The sequence below is a fragment of the Mesorhizobium sp. B2-9-1 genome (assembly GCF_006439455.1).
Lineage (GTDB): Bacteria > Pseudomonadota > Alphaproteobacteria > Rhizobiales > Rhizobiaceae > Mesorhizobium.
Genome location: NZ_VFTP01000008.1, coordinates 128,179 through 146,999 on the forward strand (window position 1 = coordinate 128,179; position 18,821 = coordinate 146,999).

An 18,821-nucleotide genomic window follows, 5' to 3' on the forward strand; every position below is an offset into this window, starting at 1 on the left:
CGGTTGAATGCAAGCACCGTGCGGATACTGCGCGCTATCATCGCGAAAATCGGCCAAGCACGGCCGCAACAGCTTTCGGAGGACTGCCATGGGCCCCTTCCCGCACGACGCCCCGCCAGCCAAGATCAACAAGCAAAACCCGGCCGGCACCGACGGTTTCGAATTCGTCGAGTTCGCGCATTCGGAGCCCGAAAAGCTCGCGGATTTGTTCACCCGCATGGGCTATGTCGCGGTCGCAAGGCACCGCAGCAAGGACATCACAGTCTGGCGCCAGGGCGACATCAATTATGTCGTCAATGCCGAGCCCGGCTCGCATGCGATGAAGTTCGTCGAAAAGCACGGCCCCTGCGCCGCCTCGATGGCGTGGCGCGTGGTCGATGCCAAACATGCCTTCGACCATGCCGTGTCGAAGGGTGCCACGCCCTATGAGGGAACCGACAAGGCGCTCGACGTGCCGGCCATCGTCGGCATCGGCGGCTCGCTGCTTTATTTCATCGAAGCCCATGGCGAGAAAGGCTCGGCCTATGACGCCGAGTTCGAGTGGTTGGGCGAGCGCGACCCGAAGCCCGAAGGCGTCGGCTTCTATTATCTCGACCACCTCACCCACAATGTCTATCGCGGCAACATGGACAAATGGTGGGATTTTTATCGCGACCTGTTCGGCTTCAAGCAGATCCATTTCTTCGACATCGACGGCAAGATCACCGGCCTTGTCAGCCGCGCCATCACCTCGCCCTGCGGCAAGATCCGCATTCCGCTGAACGAGTCCAAGGACGAGACCAGCCAGATCGCCGAGTATCTGAAGAAGTACAATGGCGAGGGCATCCAGCATATCGCGGTCGGCACCGATGCGATCTACGAGGCCACCGACAAGCTCGCCGCCAACGGGCTGAAATTCATGCCCGGCCCGCCCGACACTTATTACGAGATGTCGCATGAGCGCGTGCACGGCCACGACGAGCCGATCGAGCGCATGAAGAAGCACGGCATCCTGATCGACGGCGAAGGCGTCGTTGACGGCGGCACGACCAAGATCCTGCTGCAGATCTTTTCCAAAACCGTGATCGGCCCGATCTTCTTCGAGTTCATCCAGCGCAAGGGCGACGAAGGTTTTGGCGAAGGCAATTTCCGCGCGCTCTTCGAATCGATCGAGCAGGACCAGATCAAGCGCGGCGTGATCAAGCTGGACGGCAAGGCGGCCTAAGCCGCTCGATTCAGATTGTTGCGGCGCGATCAATTATGACCTAAATTATGGTCATAAAGGATCGCGTCCATGAATGTGTCCATCGCCGAAGCTAAGGCCAAATTGTCGGAGCTCGTAAGCCGCGCGGAAGCCGGTGAGGAGATCGTGCTGACGCGCCACGGCAAGGTGGCCGCGCGTATTGTACCCCCGGCAGTCGTGGAACCGCTGCCGCGTATCGGCGCCTTGAAGGGCAAGATCTGGATTGCGGACGACTTTGACGAACTCGGTCCCGAATGGGACGAGTACGTCAAATGACGACCGGCGCGTTTCTCGCCGATACGCATATCATCCTCTGGTCTATTTCGGACGATCGACGCCTCAGCGGCCACCATCGCGCTATCCTCGCATCGGAGGCAGTGGTCTTCGCCAGCGCGGCAAGCGTTTGGGAGATCGCCATCAAACGGTCAATTGGAAAGCTTCAAGCGTCAGACGATCTGCCGGTGTTGCTGCCGAGGATGCGGTTTCAGCCCCTGGCCGTTACCTTGCAGCACGCGCACGCAGTCGGCGACTTACCTCTGCACCACGGCGATCCATTCGACCGGCTGCTGATTGCACAAGCGCAAATGGAGAAGCTTGCAATCCTGACATCGGACCCGCATTTCGCCCGTTATGAGGTCGCATTGGCCTGACGCCATGCGATCGAGCTACTTTTGGAGGCCGGCGGCTTTGCGCAGGATATCGTTGATCCGGCTCTGCCAGCCGGGTCCGCCGGCGCGAAAGCGGGCAATCACGTCGCTATCGAGCCGCAGCGTCACCTGCTTCTTCGGATTGTCGAGCGCCGGTCGGCCACGCGATCGGCGAATGCTTTCGGCAAGGTCGGGAAAGACCTCGGTGAAGGGACGAGCGTTTCGAAAGTCCTCCTCAGTCCACTCGGGATTGTCGGAAACGGTGTCCCAGTCTTCCTTCGTGAAGCCCTTGCCTGGCTGGAATTCCTTGTCTGGCTTCGTGATGTTCAGCTTAGACTTTGCCATCGAACAATCTCCTTTCCGCCTGGTTGGCCGGCCGCATCGAAATTATCGAAATGCCCTCTTCAGGTCGTCTCGTTCACAACCCCAGTCGCTCGACTTCATCCTTTCTGAGCTTCAGGTCATAGTCGAGCAGGAATTCGTCGAGCTGCGGGGGCGCGACCGAGGTGCCGGAAAGCATGGCATGCACCTGCCCGCGGTGGTGGATGTCGTGCAAGAAGACATGCGCGAGGATGTCGCCGATCCGCTCGGGGATCATGCCGTCCTCGCGCCGGTCGGTGATGACGCGACGATCGAGATCGGCCTCGGACAGACCGTCGCAAAAGGCGATCAGCTTGCGGTCGAAATCGGCCTGTGCCTCGGACAGCCCGACTGCGTCGTTGAAGGGCACGAAATCATCATAAGCCGAGGCTCCGAGGCCACCGTTGGTCAGGAAGTCGAGATAGAGAAGGTCGACTGCCAGGATGTGGTTAAGCGTCTCCCCGATCGACGGAAAGAAGCTGGTGCGCCCGGCCTCGAACTCGCCGGGCTGAAGCGCCAGCACGGCACGATAGAGCCGGTCGTTCGACCAGAGATTGTTGCGCGCCATGCGGCGCAGGTGCTCCAGCATGGTCACCGGGTCAATGCTCCCCTCACTCCTCGTATTTCTCGACCTTCTGCTCGATGGCGCCGAAGATCGAATGGCCGGTTCTGTCCTTCATCTCGATGCGCACCGTGTCGCCGAAACGCAGGAAGGGCGTCTTCGGCTCGCCGCCTTCGATGGTCTCGATCATGCGCAGTTCCGCAATGCAGGAATAGCCGGCACCGCCCGCCGAAACCGGCTTGCCCGGGCCGCCGTCGAGCTTGTTGGAGACGGTGCCCGAGCCGATGATGCTGCCGGCGGCGAGCGGCCGGGTTTTCGCGGCATGCGCGATCAGCGTCGGGAAATCGAAGGTCATGTCGACGCCGGCATTGGCGCGGCCGAACGGCTTGCCGTTAACGTCGACCAACAGCGAGAGATTGACCTTGCCGCCGTCCCAGGCATCGCCCAGCTCGTCGGGCGTGACCGCGACCGGAGAGAAGGCCGACGAGGGTTTCGACTGGAAGAAACCGAAGCCTTTGGCCAGTTCCGGCCCGGTGATGGCGCGCAGCGTGACGTCGTTGACCAGCATAATGAGGCGGATTGCCTGCTTCGCTTGTTCCAGACTGGCGCCCATCGGCACATCGTCGACGACGACGGCGACCTCGGCCTCCATGTCGATGCCGAAGGTTTCGTCCGCCATGCGGATCGGATCGCGCGGCGCAATGAAGGAGTCCGAACCGCCCTGGTAGATCAGCGGGTCGGTCCAGAAGCTTGCCGGCATCTCGGCGCCGCGCGCCTTCCGCACCAGCTCGACATGGTTCACATAGGCCGAGCCGTCCGCCCATTGATAGGCGCGCGGCAGCGGCGAATGCGCGTCGTGCTCGTGGAAACGCGCCGAGGGAACTGCGTTGGTCTCAAGCGATTCGGCCATGGCCGCCAGATGCGGCGCAATGCGGCGCCAATCGTCGAGCGCGGCCTGCAGCGTCGGCACCAGGAAGGAAGCGTCGGTGAACCGCGTCAGATCGCGCGAGACCACGACCAGTTTTCCGTCGCGCGTCCCGTTCTTCAATGTGGCAAGCTTCATGCGGTTTCCTCTCCTGATGCGGCCTTCTGACCGCTTAGCCCCACAACAAGGCCGTCGCGGGCAATCGTCAAGTCGCCGGACCAAGTTTTCCTGACGGCGGCGGTCCAGTCGGCCTCGCCGATTGCCGGATCATCGGCTGGTATCAGATGGTTGAGCACCAGCCGCTTCACCCCGGCCTCGCTGGCGATGCGGCCTGCTTCGTCGGCAAAACTGTGGCTGGCTAGGAGATGCTCGCGCAGCCGCGCGCCGTTGCCGGTGCGGGCGACCAGTCGCTCCACGCCCTCCTCCAGCATGGCCTCATGGACAAGGATGTCGGCTCCTTTGGCAAACTCAGCCAGTGGCGGAAAGAAGGCAGTGTCGGCGGAAAATACCACGCTCTTGCCGCCCTGCTCGAAACGCAACGCAAAACAGTCGGTGACCGGCGGATGGTCGACGCGCAACGCAGTCACCGTCAGACCTCGCTCGTCCAGAACCGACCCTTCGCCGAACTCCCCGACCGTGATCAGGTCGCGGATGTCCGGCCTGCCTTCGTCGATGATGCGGATCTCGATGTCGAACTCCATCGCCTGGCAGAAGCATTGCCAATAATGCCCCGTGCCGGGTGGGCCAAAAACGGTCACCGGCGTCGCCAGCCCCGCCGTCCAGGCGGTGTGGATCAGTGGCCCGAGTTCCAGAACGTGGTCCGAATGCAGGTGCGTGACGAAGATCAGGTCGAGCGCCTTCAGGTTTAGGCCGGCATCGACCAGGCCGCGCGTGACGCCCAGCCCGCAATCGACAACAATGGTTCGTCCACCGAGTTCCAGCAGCGAGGAGGTCGGCCATGGACCGCCCGGCCGCAACGCCGGGCCGCCCTTGGAGCCCAGAAGCACCAGCCGGTCATTCATCGGGCGTGCCTCAAGACCAGTCGCCTTCCGGGGTGCCGTTGAAACGCTTCTTCAGGTCGGCCCAGCAGTCGATATAGTTCTCCTGCAAGGTGCCGAGCTCGGCGGCGTAGCGCGTCAGCATCTGCGGAAAGCGCGTCTCGAACATGAAGGCCATGGTGTTGTCGAGCTTGACCGGCTTCAGGTCGGCGCGCGTCGCCTTCTCGAAGCCGGAAGCGTCCGGGCCATGCGCCAGCATCTGGTTGTGCAGGCTGATGCCGCCGGGCACGAAACCTTCCTCCTTGGCGTCGTACTGGCCGTGGATCAGGCCCATGAACTCGCTCATGATGTTGCGGTGGTACCAGGGCGGACGGAACGTATTTTCGGCCACCAGCCAGCGCGGCGGGAAGATGACGAAGTCGACATTAGCCGTGCCCTCCTCGCCGCTCGGCGCCGTCAGCACGGTGAAGATCGATGGATCGGGGTGGTCGAACAGGATGGCGCCGACGGGCGAAAACGTCGCCAGATCATATTTGTAGGGCGCGTAGTTGCCATGCCAGGCGACGACGTCGAGCGGCGAATGGCCGAGTTCGGTGACGTGGAAGGCGCCGCACCACTTGACGATCAGCCGGCAGGGCGTCTCCTTCTCCTCGAACCAGGCGCAGGGCGTCTTGAAGTCGCGCGGATTGGCCAGGCAATTGGCGCCGATCGGGCCGCGGTCGGGCATGGTGAACTTGGCGCCGTAATTCTCGCAGACATAGCCGCGTGCCTCCTCGTCGGCGAGCTCGACCTTGAAGACGAGACCGCGCGGCAGCACCGCGATCTCGCCGGGGCGAAGCTCGATCACGCCCATTTCGGTGACGAAGCGCAGCGCGCCCACCTGCGGCACGACCAGCAACTCGCCGTCGGCGTTGAAGAAATGATCGTCAACCATCGACCGGTTGGCGACATAGACATGCGCGGCCATGCCCGACTGGCCAACCGCATCGCCGGCCGTGGTAAAGGTACGCATGCCGGATATGAAGTCGGTCGGCTCGGTCGGCATCGGCGTCGGGTTCCAGCGGTATTGGCCGAGCGCCAGCTCGTGGTCGCCGATATTGGGCCCGGTCTTCCACAAGGGGTAGCTGGCGCCCTTGAATCGGCCGGTGTGCTTTACGCTCGGACGGATGCGGTAGAGCCAGGAGCGCTCGTTGGTGCCGCGCGGCGCGGTGAAGGGCGAGCCCGAAAGCTGCTCGGCATAGAGGCCGTAGGCCGGCCGCTGCGGCGAGTTGCGGCCCTGCGGCAGCGACCCGGGCAGCGTCTCGGTCTCGAAATCATTGCCGAAACCCGGCATGTAGGAAAAGCCCATCCGATCCTCCCTGATCCCGACTTGCAAGCTTCAAGAACCTGGCCTGCCGGCGATGTTGACCAAACTGGTTTCATTTGTAACCATTGAAAATGTAACTATCAACGGCTGACGCTTTCGCGGTGCGACCATGGAAATCCTCGAGCTGGAAAGCTTCCTGCCCTACCGACTCTATCGGTTGGCGGATACCGTCAGCCGCGAATTTTCGCGCATCTACAAGGAGCGCCACGGTCTGACGCGGCCGGAATGGCGCACGCTGTCGGGACTTGGCGAGCGGGGCACGATGACGGCGACCGAACTCGGCGAACAGTCGGCCATGCACAAGACCAAGGTGTCGCGCGCGGTAGCCGAGTTGGAACGGCGGCGGTGGTTGACGCGCACGCCGGATGAGAACGACCGCCGCGTAGAGCGCCTGGCGCTGACCAGGGCTGGGCTCGCGGCCTATCGCGAGATGGTGCCGCTGGCGAAGGCGTTTGAAAGGGAGTTGCTGGGGAGGCTGAGTGTGGACGAGCGGGTGGCGATTGCGAGAGGGGTGGCTGCGCTGGAAGGGGCTTTGGAGGGAAAGTAGATGAGAGGCCGGCGGGACAGCGCCCCCCTCTGTCCTGCCGGACAGAGGGGGCGAAGGAACTCGACGTCTCTTCAGCCCCTCACCAGTCCATCACCACCTTGCCGGAATTTCCGCTCCTCATCGCATCGAACCCCACCTGGAAATCGTCGATCCCGATGCGATGGGTGATCAGCCCCGAGACATCCAGCGGGCCTTGCACCAGGGCGATCATCTTGTACCAGGTCTCGAACATCTCGCGGCCGTAGATGCCTTTGAGATGCAGCATCTTGAAAATGACCTTGTTCCAGTCGATCTCGAAGCCGGTCGGCGCGATGCCGAGGATGGCGATCTTGCCGCCATTGTTCATGGTGTCGATCATGTCGCGGAAAGCGGGAGCCGCGCCCGACATCTCCAGCCCGACGTCGAAACCTTCGCTCATGCCAATCGACGGCATCACGTCGCGCAGCTTTTCCTTCGAGGCGTCGACGACGTGCTGCACGCCGAGTTTTCGCGCCAGATCCAGCCGGACCGGATTGATGTCGGTGATGACGACCTTTCTGGCGCCGACGCATTGCGCCACCAGCGCGCCCATGATGCCGATCGGGCCTGCGCCGGTGACCAGCACGTCCTCGCCGACCAGATCGAAGGACAAGGCGGTGTGGACCGCATTGCCCAAGGGATCGAAGATGGCGGCGATCTCGTCCGGCACGTCGTCGGGGATCGGCACGACATTGTGCTGTGGGATCGCCAGATACTCGCCGAAGGCGCCGGGACGGTTGACGCCGACGCCGAGCGTGTTGCGGCAGAGATGTCCTCGCCCGGCGCGGCAGTTGCGGCAATGGCCGCAGACGATGTGGCCCTCGCCCGAGACGCGCTGGCCAACCTTGTATTCGGTGACCGCTGCGCCGAAATCAGCGACCGTGCCGACGAATTCGTGGCCGGTCACCATCGGCACAGGCACCGTCTTCTGCGCCCACTGGTCCCAATTGTAGATATGGACGTCGGTGCCGCAGATCGCGGTCTTCTTGACCTTGATCAGCACGTCGTTGGGGCCGATCTCCGGCACCGGCACCTCTTCCATCCAGATGCCCGGCTCGGCCTTGGCCTTCACCAGCGCCTTCATCATGTTCGACATGCGTCTCTCCAAACAATGCGGAGGCTTGCGTTCCTTCTCGCCCCCCTCTGTCCCGCCGGACATCTCCCCCACAAAGGGGCGCCGTAGAGCGTAAACATTCGCGATTATCCAATTATGCCCAGTTCCTTGCCGATCGCCCCGAACGCTTCGACCGCGCGGTCGATGTCGGCGCTGGAATGGGCGGCAGACATCTGCGTGCGGATGCGCGCCTGGCCTTTCGGCACCACCGGGAAGGAGAAGCCGATGACATAGATGCCGCGCTTCAGCATGCGCTGCGCCATCTCCTGCGCCAGTGCCGCGTCGCCCAGCATCACCGGGATGATCGGATGATCGGCGCCAGCCAGCGTGAAGCCGAGTTTGCCCATCCTGGAGCGGAACCGGTCCGCATTGGCATATAGGCGCTCGCGCAACGCGTCGCCATGGCGGATCAGGTCGAAGACTTTGATCGAGGCGCCGGCGATCGCCGGCATCAGCGTGTTGGAGAACAGATAGGGGCGCGAGCGCTGGCGCAGCCAGTCGACCACCTGGCTTTTGCCCGACGTGTAACCGCCCGAGGCACCGCCCAGCGCCTTGCCGAGCGTGCCCGTGATGATATCCACCCTGCCCTCGACGCCGCAATGCTCGGCCGAGCCACGGCCGTTCTTGCCAACGAAGCCGACCGCATGGCTGTCGTCGACCATGACCATGGCGTCGTATTTCTCGGCGAGGTCGCAGACGCCCTTGAGATTGGCGATGATGCCGTCCATCGAGAACACGCCGTCTGTGGCGATCAGCCGGAAGCGGCAGTCCTTGGCCTCCTTCAGCCGGGCCTCGAGATCGGCCATGTCATTGTTGGCGTAGCGGAAACGCTTGGCCTTCGAGAGCCGCACACCGTCGATGATCGAGGCGTGGTTCAGCGCATCCGAGATGATGGCGTCCTCCTCGCCGAGCAGCGTTTCGAACAGGCCGCCATTGGCGTCGAAGCAGGAAGAATAGAGGATGGTGTCGTCCATGCCGAGAAAGGAGGAGATCGTCGCTTCGAGTTGCTTGTGTTCCTCCTGCGTGCCGCAAATGAAGCGCACCGAGGCCATGCCGTAGCCGTAGCGGTCGAGCGCGTGCTTTGCCGCATCGCGCAAATCCGGGCTGTCGGCGAGGCCGAGATAGTTGTTGGCGCAGAAATTCAGCACCTTTTCGCCGCCGACCTCGATCTCGGCGGATTGCATCGAGGAGATCACCCGCTCGGACTTGTAGAGTCCGGCCGATTTCAGGCCTTGAAGCTCGCTGTCGATATAGGAAAGGAATGCTTTGCTCATAGTCCGGCCCTGTTCGGTTCGAGGCCGGACTGTCGCGCTACGGGCACGAAAAATCCATCGCAAAAGCGACCGCTTCGGTGGCGCTGCGAAAGCCCGGTCGCAATCCCTGCGATGGCGGGGCGGCAATACGATAAAAAAACGGGGTGCGGGAAAGGACGTGATAACCATCTTGCAAGCATTGTCGAACCGCCATGACAGCCGCCGCTCCCCCTTGCCGACCTGTTAACCCTTTCAAGGCAAGCATTTACCCGCCACGAATCCTTGGCAGGAATCCGTCGACCGGAGGGGTCACCCAGTTATGTCGCAGCAGCCAGTGCAGAGCGTTTCACGCACGCTGATCCTGCTCATCAAGACCGGCTACTGGCTGGCGCTGACGATCATCGCCGCCATGGTGGTGGCGTCCTTCATTCTTCTGCAGCAGTTGATGGCGCAGCAGCAACATAACGACGCACTGCTCGACATCGTCTCGACGCAGAAGGCGCTGTCGCAGCGCATCGTGTTCCTGGCCAGCGCCACGGGTGCTGCCTCGCGCGACAAGCAGCCGGCGCTGGTGACCGCGCTCAAGCAGGCGACCGGCGAGTTCGAGACCAACTACGACCGGCTGCTCACCGAGACCGGCGCCGACCCGCTGTCGCCGGCGCGCAACGATCCCAAGTCGATCGAATATGTGCTGTTCAGCAAGCCGTTCCATCTCGACTATTTCTCCGTCGGCCTGGTGGCCAACGGCGAGCGACTGGCCTCGTCTTTCGGATCCCAACTCGGCATGCAAAGCGACGGCTACAAGGGCGGCACCGAGCGCGCCGGCCTCGACGCCTCCGTCGCCAATGCGACCTTGTCCGGCTATGCCGCGCTCGGCCAGCGCATCAGCGCCTTTGCCGACGAACGCTCCGGTCAATTGCTCAACCTGCACCGCACGCTGTTCTTCGCCACCCTCGGCGTCATCGTGCTGGTCGCGCTGTTCATCTTCCGGCCGATGTCCAACGCTATCCTGCGCAAGACGCGCGAGCTGGTCGACGCGCGCAACTCGATGGCTTTCATCGCCGTGCATGACGGCCTGACCGGGCTGCACAATCGCACCTTCCTCACCGACCATTTCGAAACGCTGATCAAGGGCGCGCACCGCCGCCGCGAGCGGCTAGCGGTGATCCAGCTCGATCTCGATCGCTTCAAGCAGATCAATGACACGCTTGGCCATGCCGCCGGCGACTACGTGCTGGTGGTGACCGCGCAGCGCATGCGCGATTCCTGCCGCGCGTCGGATCTGTGCGCGCGGCTCGGCGGCGACGAGTTCGTCATGATCCTCAACGGCGCCGGCAGCACCGAGGACATTCATGCGCTGGCCAAGCGCATTCTCGGCGAGATCAACGAGCCGATCACGTTCCAGGGCACGACCATCATGCCCGGCGCCAGCGCCGGCATCGCCGTCTATCCGGTCGACGCCGACAACGCGCAGGACCTGCTCGTCCATGCCGATCTCGCGCTTTATTCCGCCAAGAAGCTCGGCGGCGGCAACTTCTCCTTCTTCTCCGAGGAACTGCGCCGCGAGCTCGACTACCGCAAACAGCTCGAACAGGACATCCGCACGGCGATCGCCAACAAGAGTTTTGAGGTCTATTTCCAACCGCAGGTATCGCTGACCAGCGGCAAGATCAGCGGCATCGAGGCGCTGGTGCGCTGGAAGCACGCGACGCGCGGCATGATCTCGCCCGGCGAATTCATCCCCGTCGCCGAGAAATGCGGCTTCATGCCGGATATCGGCCGCATCGTCATCGCCAAAGCGATCGAGGAAGCCGCCGAATGGAACCGCGCCGGCATCGATTTCGGGCGCCTCGCCGTCAACGTCTCGGGCACGGAGCTGCGCGAGCCCGATTTCGACGCCTTCCTGTTCGGCACGCTGGAGCGGGCCGGGCTGCCCCCACAGAAGCTGGCGCTGGAGATCGTGGAATCCGTCATCCTCGATGACGAGAAGACCGGGATCGCCGCGAAGCTGCGCCACATCCGCGCCGCCGGCGTGCATCTCGAGCTTGACGACTTCGGCACCGGCTATGCCTCGCTCAGCCACGTCAACCCCAACGAGATCGACCGGCTCAAGATCGACCGCCGCTTCGTCCAGAACATCAACGAGAACGGCGACAACTCCAAGATCGTACGCGCCATCACCGAGCTTGCGCGGGGGCTGGGCATCTCGATCGTCGCCGAGGGCGCCGAAACCGAGGCCGAGCTCGACTCGCTGATGGCGATCGGGTGCGACCAGGTGCAAGGTTATTCCATCGCCTTTCCGATGCCGCAGGACAAAGCGCGCGAATGGCTTTTGGCGCGCAGCCCGAAGAAGGCGAAGCTGAAGGTGCTGCACGGCAGCTTGGCCTAACTAGCCCAGTCTTCAACCAGCTTGACACGTCGGTTCAGCCATGGCGGCCTGAGAGACCGCAACCGGATCTCGCGGATGCCGCTTCGTCTTATCCTGCCGCTGCTGTTGTCGATCGCATCGCCGGCAGTGGCCGCCGATCGCACCATTTATCTCACCTTCGATGACGGTCCGCTGAACGGCACCAGCAACATCCTCGACGTGCTGCAGGCCGAGCAGGTGCCGGCGACGCTGTTCATGGTCGGCATGCACGCCGAGGCGAACGCAACCAACCGGGCGTTGCTGCAACGAGCAAAATCGGTGCCGCTGGTGACGATCGGCAATCACAGCTACAGCCATGCCTACAATCACTACCGGCATTTTTACGGCGATACCGAAGGTGTTGTCGCCGATATGCTCAGGGCCAATGCCGTGCTCGGCCTCAAGCCGGCCGTGCATGCGCGGCTGCCGGGACGCGACGTGTTCCGGCTGCCCAATTACTCGAAGGACGACAATTCGCTCGGGCTGGCGGAGGCGGGGCGCGAGGATCCGGACTACGAATTCGTCGCGGCCTCCGGCTTCTGGCTCTACGGCTGGGACCACGAATGGGTGCATGAAGACAGCGGCAAGCCGGTGCAGAGCATCGACCATCTGGTCAGCGAGATCGACCATCTGTTCGGCTATGGCCATTTCGCCAAGCCGAACAAGCTGATCCTGCTCATGCATGACGAAATGTTCCAGGACGCTTTTGACGGCAAGACGAAACTGACGGCGCTGATCGCGGCGCTCAAGCTGCGCCACTACGCCTTCGGCGCGATCACGGGTTACGACTGAGGCAGCTCGGCGTTGCGCCTAAGCGCCGCAAGCACCTCAGTGAATTCGGCGAGCTTGTCATCGGGGATGCCAGCCCGCAGACGCTTGTCGAAGGCGACCGCCGCAAGCCGTAGTTTCTCGAACAGCGCTTCGCCGGCTTCCGTCAGCGCCACTTGATGGACCCTGCGGTTTTCCGGATCGCGACGGCGCGTCAGCAACCCTTGCGCCTCCATGCCGTTGAGGTGGTGGGTGAGAGTCGCGCCCTGGATACCGATCATGCCGGCAAGCTCGCGCTGGTTCGCCAGTTCCTTCGACTTGACCGATAGCAAGGTCACCCAGACCGGCAGCGTTCCGCCGGCCTCGACCATCGCGGCGTCGAAAGCCTGCGCCACCACTTTCGAGGTGCGAGCCAGAGTCATGCCGACGGGCGGACGGTCAAACGGTGTCATGACCTGACAGTAGAGCAAAGCGATTGGAACATGAAACCTGGCTTCATGATTGACATCTAACCGTTAGATATCTAACTTTGTCTTATTGATGGCGTCGACATGCTGCGACGCGCGGCGGGCGGCAGAGAGGAATGCGGTCATGCAATATGTCTATATCGTCACCATCGGTCTGCACGTCATGGCCGGCGTGTTCTGGGCCGGCACAACCATTGCGGTTGCGCGCGATCCGGAGATCAAGGCGGAGCGCTTCATCCGACCGCAGCTCGGCGCCTCCGGCCTGGCGTTCCTGACCGGCATACTGCTTTGGTATTTCTTCCACGAGGGGGCTTTCGGCTCGATGGAGAAGGTGCTGGCGCTGGGCATTTTGACGGCGCTGGTCGCCGCCGGCGTGCAGGGCGCGCTTGTCGCCTCCGCCAGCAGACAGCTGGCCGGTGCCGATCAGGCGACGCAAACCCAGCTGCGGGCGAAGATGACCAGAGGCGAACGCATTGCCGGCGGGCTGCTGGTCATCACCGTGTTTTGCATGGCGTCTGCCAAGCTGTTTTGAAATCGCACGGCCGGCAAAACCGACCGGGCGCGGCGCGCAACGGACCAAAGCGGCAGGTGGCTCTCCTTGCAAAGGTCCGTTGCGCGTCACAACCCTCAGATCCTGATCCCGAACCGGATGCCGTCATAGATGGCGGCGTGGATGTTGCGCGAGGCGACAGCGTCGCCGATGCGAAACAGCACGAAGCCGCCTTCGGCATTGCGAGCGGGGAAGATGTCGCCGCCGCTCACCAGCCGCTCATAATCGACGGCACCGCAATTCTTCGACAGGGGTTTGAGCGACAGATAAAGATCATCGAGCGGTACGGTGCCATGCTCGACCACCACCTGGTCGACGCGCCGCTCGCCGCGCCAGCCTTCGGCGAAGTCCGATGCCAGCTCGGCGACGAGCTGATTGCCCTCGCGCCGCACCGAGCGCAGGCGGGTGTTGATGGTGACGGTGACGCCTTTTTCGTGGAAGGCGCGCATATAGGGCACGTGGTTCATGCCGCCCATTTCCGGCGCGAAGAAGCGCTCGGGCGAAACCAGTTCCAGCTTCGAGCCGCTGTTGGCGATGAGCTCGGCGGCGCCCATGCCCTGATGGCCGCCATTGTCGTCGTAAAGCAGCACATTCTCGGCCGGCTTGACGCTCCCAGCCATGATGTCCCAGCTCGAGGTCACCAGATTGTCGCCGGCCGTCAGCGGCGGGTTCTGCGGCATCCCACCGGTCGCCACGATCACCACATCCGGCGCCAGCGCCAGCACATCGTCCTTCTCGGCCCAGGTGTCGTAGCGGATCTCGACACCAAGGCGGTCGAGCTCGGCCAATCGCCAGTCGATAATGCCGATCAGTTCCTTGCGGCGTGGATTCTGGGTTGCGAGCCTCACCTGGCCGCCTGCCTGGCTGGAGGCCTCGAGCACCGTCACCTGATGACCGCGTTCGGCCGCGACGCGGGCGGCCTCCAGACCGCCGGCGCCAGCGCCCACCACCACAACAATCTTCTTCGGTCCTTCGCTCTTCGCGATGATATGCGGAATGGTCGCCTCGCGGCCGGTCGCCGCATTGTGGACGCAAAGCGCCTCGCCGCCCTCATAGATGCGGTCGAGGCAATAGGTGGCGCCGACGCAAGGCCGGATCTCGTGCTCGCGACCCTCCATCACCTTCAGGACGATATGCGGATCGGCGATATGGGCGCGGGTCATGCCGACCATGTCGAGCTTGCCGGTGGCGATGGCGTGGCGGGCCGTGGCGACATCGGAAATGCGCGCCGCATGGAAGGTCGGGAACTTCGTCGCTGCCCTCACCTCGCCGGCGAAATCGAGATGCGGCGAGGACCGCATGCCGGCCACCGGGATGACCTTGGTCAGCGACGCGTCGGTCTCGATCGTGCCGCGGATGATGTTGAGAAAATCGACCTTGCCGGATGAGGCCAAGCGCCTGGCGATCTCGACGCCAACTTCCTTCGAAATGCCCTTTTCGACGTCCTCGTCGGCGACCATGCGGATGCCGACGATGAATTCTTTACCGACCGCGGCGCGCACGGCGTCGAGCACCATGTCGGTGAAGCGCAGCCGGTTGTCGAGCGAGCCGCCGAACTCGTCGTCGCGATGGTTGGTGAGCGGCGACCAGAAGCCGTCCATCAGATGTCCGTAGGATTCGAACTCGATGCCGTCGAGCCCGGCTGCCTGGCAGCGCTGCGCGGCCGCGGCATAGTCGGCGACGATGCGCTCGATGTCCCACTCCTCGATGGTCTTCGGGAAGGCGCGATGCGCCGGCTCGCGCACCGGCGAGGCCGACAGCACCGGCAGCCAGTCGGCCTTGTTCCAGCCGGTGCGACGGCCGAGATGAGTGATCTGGATCATCACCTTGCAGTCATGTTCATGGCAGGCATCGGCGAGTTCGGCCAACCACGGCACGATCCTGTCGTCATAGACATGCAGGTTGCCGAAGGCGGCCGGGCTGTCGCGCGAGACGATCGCCGAGCCCGCCGTCATGGTCAGCGCCATGCCACCCTTGGCTTTCTCGGCATGATAAAGCCGGTAGCGCTCCTTCGGCATGCCGTCCTCGGAATAGGCCGGCTCATGGCTGGTCGACATCACCCGGTTCTTCAGCGTCAGGTGCTTGAGCTGATAGGGTTGGAGAAGCGGGTCGTTGCTGGTCATCTTCTTCCTGCCATTTCAATTGTGTTAAGGAGCCGCCAACAGCCGCGCCCGATTGGCTTGCGGCAGCAAGGAGCCACCATGACCGACGCCAAGAACCTCACCCAGCTCGGCAAGCACGTCGAGACGCCACAGAGCCCCGAACAGGCGGTCCTGGAGACCGTGCCGTTCCAGCGCGGCGACGGCCCGCCGGCGATCGTGCGCTTCACCTGCCCCGAATTCACCTCGCTGTGCCCGGTCACCGGCCAGCCCGACTTCGCCCACATCGTCATCGACTACGCGCCCGACCGGACACTGGTGGAATCGAAGTCGCTGAAATTGTTCATGACCTCGTTCCGCAACCACGGCGCCTTCCATGAGGAGTGCACGGTGATGATCGGCCGCCGCATCGTGGAGGCGACCAAGCCGCTCTGGCTGCGCGTCGGCGGCTATTGGTTCCCGCGCGGCGGCATTCCGATCGACGTCTTCTGGCAGACCGGCGCGCCGCCGAAGGACGTATGGCTGCCGGATACCGGCGTTGCGCCTTATCGCGGAAGGGGCTGAAATTTGTTGCGAAAGGCTGGCGAGACAGCGCGCGAAGGAACGCCAGCCCTGATCTTCAATAACCATTATCATTCGCACTGATATTGGCTGAGCGCCCATTCGCCGGTGACCGACAGAAGGTCGGAGACCTTCCAGGCGCCGCCGACCTTCTTCAGCTTCCATTCCAAGCGATGCTGATGGCCTTCGACGACGAAGGCGACGACCACCTTGGCCTCGTCGCCATTGACGGCTTCGATGGTGCGCAGGCTCCGGTCGATGGCGAGCTTGTCGTAATCTGCATTGTCGAGCGCCATGTTGGGGTCGAGGCACTCGCCCTGCCCCGAGACGCGTAGCGCATCGCTCTTGTCGAGCACGGTTTTCGCCGGATCGATGAAGTTCTTGCGCTGAGAAGGGTCGAGTTCCAGCCCGACATGTTCGTAGAACGGCTTCACCACCGCGGTCGGCGATCCGGGCAGGACAGGTGCGACGGGCGCCGGTTCGGCCGGCTTGCTTTCCGGCGCCGCGGCAGGCGGCGACTTGTCGACCGCTGGCGGCGAACTATTATCCGCTGGCGCTTTGTCGCCTGAAGACGCGTTCGGGGGCGGCGAGCCGAAGAGCGCCTGCGCCGAGGCTCCGCCATTCAGCCCCGCGGCCAGCATCGACAAGCTCGACAGCACGAGGACGAACCAGCGAAGCACGGCGTCACTCCGTCGAGGCGCCGCATTCCAGCGCGCTGAGCTTCCAGTCGCTGGTCTTTGAGGTGATATCGGCGATCTTCCACTTGCCGTCCACTTTCTTCAGCGACCACACCATTTCGCGTTTGGAGTCATCGCCTTCCGGAAAAAGATTGAAGCTTGCCGTCACCTCGGCGGTGTCGCCATTGACGGCCTCGGTGAGCTTCAGCGTCTTCGACAGGGTCTTCTGATCGAAGTCCTGGGCGTCGAGGCCGGGGTCGAAGTCGATGCAGGACACCTCGTCGGGCTTCTCCTTCTGCGCCTTGTCGTTGGCTTCGAACAGCTTGGTCACCGGCTCGGTGAAGCGGTCGCGGTATTTGGCGTCCGCCTCGAACCTCACTTCCGGCACATAGAAGAACTTCACAGTGTTGGAAGCCGGCCCGGCAAGCACGGCGCCGGGCAAGGCAATCGACATGGCAGCGGCAAGCACTATCGGCTTCATGCAGGATCTCCGAGGTTCGGTGCGTGGCGGCGAGATAGCCACCACGCATCCTGCATACCGGCTTTTTTGCGGCTCATGAAGTCCAGGCGCGCTCAGGCATCCAGCCAGACGTTCTGGAAGTCCATTTCGTAGGTCTGGTGCATCGAATAGTTCTTCACCTTCTTGTTCATGTGGCAGTAGAGCTTCTGCCAGAAAGGCTGGATGATGACGCCGGAATCCTGCAGGATCTGCTCGACATCCTTCATCACCTCCTTGCGCTTGGCGACGTCGATCTGCGACAGCGCCTCCTTGAGCTTGGCGTCGAACTCGGGGTTGGAATAGGCCGTCTCGTTCCAGGCCTCGCCGGTGCGGTAGCCGAGCGCCAGCACCTGCACGCCGAGCGGGCGCATGTACCAGATGGTCATCGAATAGGGATATTTCGTCCAGTCGTTCCAGAAGGTCGAGCCGGGCAGCACCGTGCGCTTCACCTTGATGCCGGCGTCGCGCAGCTGGCCGGCAATCGCATCGCCGGTGTTCTTCTGCCATTCGTCCTCGACCGTGATCAGCTCATGCTCGAAATCGGCCTGGCCAGCGTCGGCCATCAGCTTCTTGGCGCCGGCGGCGTCGCGCTCCTTCTTGGGCAGCGGGTAGTATTCGGGATGGATCGGGGCGACATGATGGTTCTCACCGACCGTGCCGCGGCCATTGTAGCCGAGCTGCATCACCTGGTTGTTGTCGACCGCCATCTGCAGCGCGTTGCGCACCCGCTTGTCGTCATAGGGCTTGTGCGTGATGTTGGTGCGGGCGACCAGCGTGGTCGCCGTCGCGACCTCCGACTTCACCAGGTCCATCTTGTCGAGCGGGTCGATGAAATCGGCCGGCGTTTCGAAGTCGAGGTCGATCTCGCCGGAATCGAAGGCGTTGAGCGTGGCGTTGAAGTCGGTGCCGTAGTCGATGAATTCCACCCCGTCGAGCGGCGCTTCGCCGCCCCACCACTTGCCGTTCTCGCGGCGCTTGACCACCGCCTTCTGACCAACCGAATAGGACACCAGCTCGAAAGCTCCGGTGCCGATCGGCTTCTTGATCGGATCGGCGCCGTCCTTGTCGAAGTCGCGGTGCACGACCAAGGCGGGATAGTCGGTGAGGCCGGGAATGATCGCGATGTCGGCTTCGTTGAGCTTCAGCTTGACCGTATGGTCATCGACCTTGGTGATCGCGCCGTCCTTGGCCTTGCCGGTCTTGGCATCGATCAGCGCGCCGACACGAGCCGCCATGGAATTGCCGGACGCCCCCTTCTCGCACCAGCGATTCAGATTGAAAACCACATCATCGGCGTTGAAGGCATCGCCATTGTTCCAGGTCACGCCCTTGCGCAGATGCAGCGTGTATTCGGTGGCGTCGTCATTGACGTCCCAGCTTTCGAGCAGCACCGGCTCGAAAGTGAACTGGTGCGTGTAGCGCACCAGCGGTTCCAGCCACGTGCGGGTGACGTTTGCCATCTCCGTCCAATCATAGGTGCGCGGATCCTTCTGCGCCTTGACCGACATCGCGACATGCAGCGTACCGCCCTTCTTGGGCTCGTCGGCTAGGGCCTTGGTCGGCGCGGCAAGGCCGAGCATGCCATAGGCGAAAGCCGTCGATGCGCCGAAGGCGCTTGCCAGGGCCAGGAATTCGCGCCGGTCGACGCGGCCCGCCCGCGCCTCCTTCGCCATCGCCTCGATAGCGGCCGGGACCCGGTCGCCATTGCTTCTGAAAAGTGTCATTCTCGTTCTCCCATTGATTTCTTCAGGTCTTCGCCCGGTTGGTTTCAACTGTCGTTG

General features: G+C 63.1%; 20 protein-coding genes. 8 read left to right on the top strand and 12 right to left on the bottom strand.

Translation table 11 applies throughout. From position 1 onward, the window contains the following. Window positions 1-88 precede the first annotated feature (88 nt). From hppD to FJW05_RS16700, 3 genes are all read left to right on the top strand, one after another. Window positions 89-1,204, top strand: coding sequence for a 4-hydroxyphenylpyruvate dioxygenase (gene hppD / locus FJW05_RS16690; protein ID WP_140634065.1), 1,116 nt, complete (start codon window positions 89-91; stop codon window positions 1,202-1,204). A 69-nt stretch (window positions 1,205-1,273) separates the two neighbouring features. Then, window positions 1,274-1,498, top strand: a complete 225-nt coding sequence (locus FJW05_RS16695; protein ID WP_140634067.1) for a type II toxin-antitoxin system prevent-host-death family antitoxin — start codon at window positions 1,274-1,276, stop codon at window positions 1,496-1,498. Then, window positions 1,495-1,872 carry a type II toxin-antitoxin system VapC family toxin gene (locus FJW05_RS16700; RefSeq protein ID WP_140634069.1) on the top strand — a complete coding sequence of 126 codons (378 nt, stop codon included), beginning with the start codon at window positions 1,495-1,497 and terminating at the stop codon, window positions 1,870-1,872. The genes FJW05_RS16695 and FJW05_RS16700 overlap by 4 nt, the downstream gene beginning before the upstream one ends. Before the next feature lie 15 nt (window positions 1,873-1,887). Here FJW05_RS16700 and FJW05_RS16705 read toward each other — a convergent pair whose 3' ends face one another. The 5 genes from FJW05_RS16705 to hmgA all read right to left on the bottom strand — a co-directional run bounded on the left by FJW05_RS16705 (window position 1,888) and on the right by hmgA (window position 6,062). Then, window positions 1,888-2,214 (bottom strand): BrnA antitoxin family protein, encoded by a 327-nt coding sequence (locus FJW05_RS16705; protein ID WP_140634071.1) that lies wholly within the window; start codon window positions 2,212-2,214, stop codon window positions 1,888-1,890. Between the two features lie 73 nt (window positions 2,215-2,287). Beyond that, window positions 2,288-2,824, bottom strand: a complete 537-nt coding sequence (locus FJW05_RS16710; protein WP_140634073.1) for a DinB family protein — start codon at window positions 2,822-2,824, stop codon at window positions 2,288-2,290. Window positions 2,825-2,840: 16 nt separating this feature from the next. Further along, entirely contained in the window at window positions 2,841-3,854 is a 1,014-nt protein-coding gene (locus FJW05_RS16715) for a fumarylacetoacetate hydrolase family protein (RefSeq protein ID WP_140634075.1), read from the bottom strand. After that, window positions 3,851-4,738: an MBL fold metallo-hydrolase gene (locus tag FJW05_RS16720; protein WP_140634077.1), complete on the bottom strand. Its 888-nt coding sequence runs from the start codon at window positions 4,736-4,738 to the stop codon at window positions 3,851-3,853. Before FJW05_RS16720 ends, FJW05_RS16715 begins: the two co-directional genes overlap by 4 nt. 10 nt (window positions 4,739-4,748) lie before the next feature. Continuing rightward, entirely contained in the window at window positions 4,749-6,062 is a 1,314-nt protein-coding gene (gene hmgA, locus FJW05_RS16725; RefSeq protein WP_140634079.1) for a homogentisate 1,2-dioxygenase, read from the bottom strand. Window positions 6,063-6,189: 127 nt separating this feature from the next. Here hmgA and FJW05_RS16730 point away from each other — a divergent pair, with 127 nt between their 5' ends. After that, the gene (locus FJW05_RS16730) at window positions 6,190-6,627 is read left to right on the top strand and encodes a MarR family transcriptional regulator (RefSeq protein WP_140546806.1); all 438 of its coding nucleotides are present in this window, start codon (window positions 6,190-6,192) and stop codon (window positions 6,625-6,627) included. A gap of 79 nt (window positions 6,628-6,706) precedes the next feature. Here the strand turns inward: FJW05_RS16730 and tdh are convergent, their stop codons facing one another. Both tdh and FJW05_RS16740 read right to left on the bottom strand, forming a co-directional pair. Then, complete coding sequence (tdh, locus tag FJW05_RS16735) at window positions 6,707-7,741, bottom strand: L-threonine 3-dehydrogenase (RefSeq protein ID WP_140546807.1); 1,035 nt, start codon at window positions 7,739-7,741, stop codon at window positions 6,707-6,709. Between the two features lie 104 nt (window positions 7,742-7,845). After that, window positions 7,846-9,033, bottom strand: a complete 1,188-nt coding sequence (locus tag FJW05_RS16740) for a glycine C-acetyltransferase (protein WP_140634081.1) — start codon at window positions 9,031-9,033, stop codon at window positions 7,846-7,848. 298 nt (window positions 9,034-9,331) lie between these two features. Between FJW05_RS16740 and FJW05_RS16745 the strand changes: the two genes are divergently transcribed. Further along, window positions 9,332-11,401: an EAL domain-containing protein gene (locus tag FJW05_RS16745; protein ID WP_140634083.1), complete on the top strand. Its 2,070-nt coding sequence runs from the start codon at window positions 9,332-9,334 to the stop codon at window positions 11,399-11,401. A 75-nt stretch (window positions 11,402-11,476) separates the two neighbouring features. Further along, window positions 11,477-12,211 (top strand): polysaccharide deacetylase family protein, encoded by a 735-nt coding sequence (locus FJW05_RS16750; RefSeq protein WP_140634085.1) that lies wholly within the window; start codon window positions 11,477-11,479, stop codon window positions 12,209-12,211. On the opposite strand, the gene FJW05_RS16755 is transcribed toward FJW05_RS16750, so the two are convergent. After that, window positions 12,202-12,639 (bottom strand): MarR family winged helix-turn-helix transcriptional regulator, encoded by a 438-nt coding sequence (locus tag FJW05_RS16755; protein ID WP_140634087.1) that lies wholly within the window; start codon window positions 12,637-12,639, stop codon window positions 12,202-12,204. The genes FJW05_RS16750 and FJW05_RS16755 overlap by 10 nt on opposite strands. A 139-nt stretch (window positions 12,640-12,778) precedes the next feature. Between FJW05_RS16755 and FJW05_RS16760 the strand changes: the two genes are divergently transcribed. After that, window positions 12,779-13,186, top strand: a complete 408-nt coding sequence (locus FJW05_RS16760; RefSeq protein ID WP_140634089.1) for a hypothetical protein — start codon at window positions 12,779-12,781, stop codon at window positions 13,184-13,186. A 95-nt stretch (window positions 13,187-13,281) separates the two neighbouring features. On the opposite strand, the gene FJW05_RS16765 is transcribed toward FJW05_RS16760, so the two are convergent. Then, complete coding sequence (locus tag FJW05_RS16765; RefSeq protein ID WP_140634091.1) at window positions 13,282-15,327, bottom strand: NADH:flavin oxidoreductase; 2,046 nt, start codon at window positions 15,325-15,327, stop codon at window positions 13,282-13,284. Between the two features lie 78 nt (window positions 15,328-15,405). Between FJW05_RS16765 and queF the strand changes: the two genes are divergently transcribed. Then, window positions 15,406-15,867 carry a preQ(1) synthase gene (queF, locus tag FJW05_RS16770; RefSeq protein ID WP_095818451.1) on the top strand — a complete coding sequence of 154 codons (462 nt, stop codon included), beginning with the start codon at window positions 15,406-15,408 and terminating at the stop codon, window positions 15,865-15,867. A 68-nt stretch (window positions 15,868-15,935) separates the two neighbouring features. Here queF and FJW05_RS16775 read toward each other — a convergent pair whose 3' ends face one another. The 3 genes from FJW05_RS16775 to FJW05_RS16785 form a co-directional block, all read right to left on the bottom strand. Beyond that, entirely contained in the window at window positions 15,936-16,544 is a 609-nt protein-coding gene (locus tag FJW05_RS16775) for a hypothetical protein (RefSeq protein ID WP_246673485.1), read from the bottom strand. Between the two features lie 4 nt (window positions 16,545-16,548). Next, window positions 16,549-17,022 carry a DUF3828 domain-containing protein gene (locus FJW05_RS16780; protein WP_140542723.1) on the bottom strand — a complete coding sequence of 158 codons (474 nt, stop codon included), beginning with the start codon at window positions 17,020-17,022 and terminating at the stop codon, window positions 16,549-16,551. 92 nt (window positions 17,023-17,114) lie between these two features. Next, the gene (locus FJW05_RS16785) at window positions 17,115-18,764 is read right to left on the bottom strand and encodes an ABC transporter substrate-binding protein (protein ID WP_140634093.1); all 1,650 of its coding nucleotides are present in this window, start codon (window positions 18,762-18,764) and stop codon (window positions 17,115-17,117) included. Window positions 18,765-18,821 lie beyond the last annotated feature (57 nt).

Excerpts from the sequence above, each read along its gene's own strand:
- hppD (WP_140634065.1), top strand. The coding sequence starts at position 89 with ATGGGCCCCTTCCCGCACGACGCCCCGCCAGCCAAGATCAACAAGCAA.
- FJW05_RS16695 (WP_140634067.1), top strand. The coding sequence starts at position 1,274 with ATGAATGTGTCCATCGCCGAAGCTAAGGCCAAATTGTCGGAGCTCGTA.
- FJW05_RS16700 (WP_140634069.1), top strand. The coding sequence starts at position 1,495 with ATGACGACCGGCGCGTTTCTCGCCGATACGCATATCATCCTCTGGTCT.
- FJW05_RS16705 (WP_140634071.1), bottom strand. The coding sequence starts at position 2,214 with ATGGCAAAGTCTAAGCTGAACATCACGAAGCCAGACAAGGAATTCCAG.
- FJW05_RS16715 (WP_140634075.1), bottom strand. The coding sequence starts at position 3,854 with ATGAAGCTTGCCACATTGAAGAACGGGACGCGCGACGGAAAACTGGTC.
- FJW05_RS16720 (WP_140634077.1), bottom strand. The coding sequence starts at position 4,738 with ATGAATGACCGGCTGGTGCTTCTGGGCTCCAAGGGCGGCCCGGCGTTG.
- hmgA (WP_140634079.1), bottom strand. The coding sequence starts at position 6,062 with ATGGGCTTTTCCTACATGCCGGGTTTCGGCAATGATTTCGAGACCGAG.
- FJW05_RS16730 (WP_140546806.1), top strand. The coding sequence starts at position 6,190 with ATGGAAATCCTCGAGCTGGAAAGCTTCCTGCCCTACCGACTCTATCGG.
- tdh (WP_140546807.1), bottom strand. The coding sequence starts at position 7,741 with ATGTCGAACATGATGAAGGCGCTGGTGAAGGCCAAGGCCGAGCCGGGC.
- FJW05_RS16740 (WP_140634081.1), bottom strand. The coding sequence starts at position 9,033 with ATGAGCAAAGCATTCCTTTCCTATATCGACAGCGAGCTTCAAGGCCTG.
- FJW05_RS16745 (WP_140634083.1), top strand. The coding sequence starts at position 9,332 with ATGTCGCAGCAGCCAGTGCAGAGCGTTTCACGCACGCTGATCCTGCTC.
- FJW05_RS16750 (WP_140634085.1), top strand. The coding sequence starts at position 11,477 with ATGCCGCTTCGTCTTATCCTGCCGCTGCTGTTGTCGATCGCATCGCCG.
- FJW05_RS16755 (WP_140634087.1), bottom strand. The coding sequence starts at position 12,639 with ATGACACCGTTTGACCGTCCGCCCGTCGGCATGACTCTGGCTCGCACC.
- FJW05_RS16760 (WP_140634089.1), top strand. The coding sequence starts at position 12,779 with ATGCAATATGTCTATATCGTCACCATCGGTCTGCACGTCATGGCCGGC.
- FJW05_RS16765 (WP_140634091.1), bottom strand. The coding sequence starts at position 15,327 with ATGACCAGCAACGACCCGCTTCTCCAACCCTATCAGCTCAAGCACCTG.
- queF (WP_095818451.1), top strand. The coding sequence starts at position 15,406 with ATGACCGACGCCAAGAACCTCACCCAGCTCGGCAAGCACGTCGAGACG.
- FJW05_RS16780 (WP_140542723.1), bottom strand. The coding sequence starts at position 17,022 with ATGAAGCCGATAGTGCTTGCCGCTGCCATGTCGATTGCCTTGCCCGGC.
- FJW05_RS16785 (WP_140634093.1), bottom strand. The coding sequence starts at position 18,764 with ATGACACTTTTCAGAAGCAATGGCGACCGGGTCCCGGCCGCTATCGAG.